The sequence below is a fragment of the Streptomyces sp. SID3343 genome (assembly GCF_009865215.1).
GTDB lineage: Bacteria > Actinomycetota > Actinomycetes > Streptomycetales > Streptomycetaceae > Embleya.
The window spans coordinates 1-2,169 of the sequence record NZ_WWJX01001444.1 but is presented as its reverse complement, the minus strand read 5'-3'; the positions used below and the strand labels follow the sequence as shown (position 1 = coordinate 2,169).

At 71.4% G+C, this 2,169-nt stretch carries 4 protein-coding genes; 2 read left to right on the top strand and 2 right to left on the bottom strand.

The window, feature by feature from the left end:
- Window positions 1-149, bottom strand: a 149-nt coding sequence (locus GT354_RS46075) for an NAD(P)-binding domain-containing protein (RefSeq protein ID WP_161363511.1), incomplete at its 3' end; no start/stop codon positions are given.
- 97 nt (window positions 150-246) lie between these two features.
- Between GT354_RS46075 and GT354_RS46070 the strand changes: the two genes are divergently transcribed.
- Window positions 247-648, top strand: coding sequence for a helix-turn-helix domain-containing protein (locus tag GT354_RS46070; RefSeq protein WP_161363509.1), 402 nt, complete (start codon window positions 247-249; stop codon window positions 646-648).
- A gap of 273 nt (window positions 649-921) precedes the next feature.
- On the opposite strand, the gene GT354_RS46065 is transcribed toward GT354_RS46070, so the two are convergent.
- The gene (locus GT354_RS46065) at window positions 922-1,719 is read right to left on the bottom strand and encodes an exodeoxyribonuclease III (protein WP_161363507.1); all 798 of its coding nucleotides are present in this window, start codon (window positions 1,717-1,719) and stop codon (window positions 922-924) included.
- Between the two features lie 193 nt (window positions 1,720-1,912).
- Between GT354_RS46065 and GT354_RS46060 the strand changes: the two genes are divergently transcribed.
- Window positions 1,913-2,158, top strand: a complete 246-nt coding sequence (locus GT354_RS46060) for an ATP-binding protein (RefSeq protein WP_161363505.1) — start codon at window positions 1,913-1,915, stop codon at window positions 2,156-2,158.
- Window positions 2,159-2,169: the final 11 nt, after the last annotated feature.

The window sequence follows — 2,169 nt, the reverse complement described above, 5'->3', positions numbered from 1 at the left end:
AACGTCCCGGCGCCGGCCCCGATTCGCCCGGCGAGCGCGCCCGCCCGGTGCGCCGACCGCGCCCCGATCACCACGTCGTGCCCGGCCCGTACCCACTTCGCGCCCAGCGCGCCGGCCATGTTGCCCGCACCCAGAATCCCGATCCGCATCTTTGGCCCACCCATCCCCTCGAAGCGCTTGCCCCAACGACGTTAGGCACCCCGATGGGAACCGTTCGGTATCCGTCGGACCGGCGACACTGACGGTATGGACGATACGGACGGTACGAGAGAGCACGAGGGCGAGTACGTCGCGGACTGCCGCGCGCGGATCGGCTTCGACCTGCTGACCAATCGCTGGAACAGCGTCGTCGTGTACGCCCTCGCGGACGGTCCGATGCGGCCGAGTCGCCTACGGACCCGAATCGGCGGGCTCAGCGCGAAGGTACTCAACGAGACGCTGCGCCGGCTGGAGTATCACGGCCTCGTCGAGCGGCGGGCCTACGCCGAGGCGCCGCCACGCGTCGAGTACGAGCTGACCGACCTGGGCCACACCCTTCTGGTCCCCTTCCGGGCCGTGGGCGCCTGGTCGGTGGAGTACGGCGACCGAGTGCTCGCCGCCCAGGAACGCGCCGACGGACAGGCCGAGTCCGAGCCGGCCACGGCATAGCCGCACCGCCCGGCACCCGGCCGAATCGGATCATCGTCACCATCGCCCCCGACGCGTCGAATGCCGTACTGATGGCGATCGAGAACCCGCGCACGTACTGCGCGAAGCGCGCAACGGGGATGGAGCGGCGCCGCGCGGCGTGGGCGGCGAACGGCGGGGTCGAGTGGCGTGCGCCGGCCGGGTCCGGGTCTCGGTGAGGCCGGGTCTCGGCGACGCCTGGCCCGTTTCCCGTGGTCGGGCGGCAGGGCCGGTCGGGTCGAGTGGCGCGCCGGGTCAGATGTCGTAGGTCACGGTCACCGGAGCGTGGTCGGACCAGCGCTCGGCGTACGTGTCGGCGCGTTCGACGACGGCATCCCGCGCCGCGTCGGCCAGAGTCGGGGTCGCCGCGTGGTAGTCGATGCGCCAGCCGGCGTCGGTGTCGAACGCCTTGCCGCGGTAGGACCACCACGAGTAGGGGCCGGGACCCTCGGGGTGGATACGGCGGACCACGTCGTGCCAGTCGGCGGCGCCGAACAGTTCGGAGAGCCAGGCCCGCTCCTCGGGGAGGAAGCCGGACTTGCCGATGTTGCCCTTCCAGTTCTTGATGTCGTGCTCGGTGTGCGCGATGTTCCAGTCACCGCACACGACCGCCTCGCGCCCGCCGATCGCCGCAGTGGCGCGCATCACCTTCAGGTGCGCGACGAGGTCGGTCATGAACCGGACCTTCTCCTCCTGCTTGGGCGTCTCGGCCTCGCCGGTGGGCAGGTACAGACTGGCCACGGTGACCTTGGGCAGATCCACCTCGATCCACCGCCCCGCCGTGTCGAACTCGGCCGAGCCGAACCCGATCCGAACCCCGGACGGCTTGACCCTGCTGTACACCGCGACACCGGCCCGCCCCTTGACCACCGAGGGCGCGTAGTAGGTGTGCCAGCCCGCAGGCTCACGAACCGCGTCGGTGAGTTGCTCGGGGGTCGCGCGAACCTCCTGGAGGCACACGACATCGGCGGTGGTGGCTTCGAGCCACGCCGTGAAGCCCTTGCCGGAAGCAGCACGAAGCCCATTTACATTGACGGTGGAAACAGTGATCACCCGAGGCAGATTAACCCGTTTCGCGACAGCCGCCCGAAGGAGGGTGGCGCTTGGGCGTCGTCCGGCTGCTCCCGGCCGGCCTCGACGACGACGGCCGGGTGGTGCTCGTCGTCACCGAACTGGTGTCCGACGCGTTCCGGCACGCGGCCGTGGACCCGGTGTGGGTGAGCGTGCGGCGGTTGGATGAGGGCTGGTGCGGGTGTCCGTGGTGGACCGGTCGCCCGCCGTACCGCTGGTTCGGGACGCGGGCCCTCGATGCGAGGACGGGCGCGGCTTGGCGTTGGTGCACGCGATGTCGGCGGGGCGGTGGGGCGTGGAACCCCTGCGCGTCGGCAAGCGGGTGTGGGCCGACGTGGGGGTTGCCCTGCTCGACACCGGCGCCGGCGCCGACGCCGACGCCGACGCCGACAGCGACACCGACACCGCATGGGCGTTGTGACGCGCCCATCG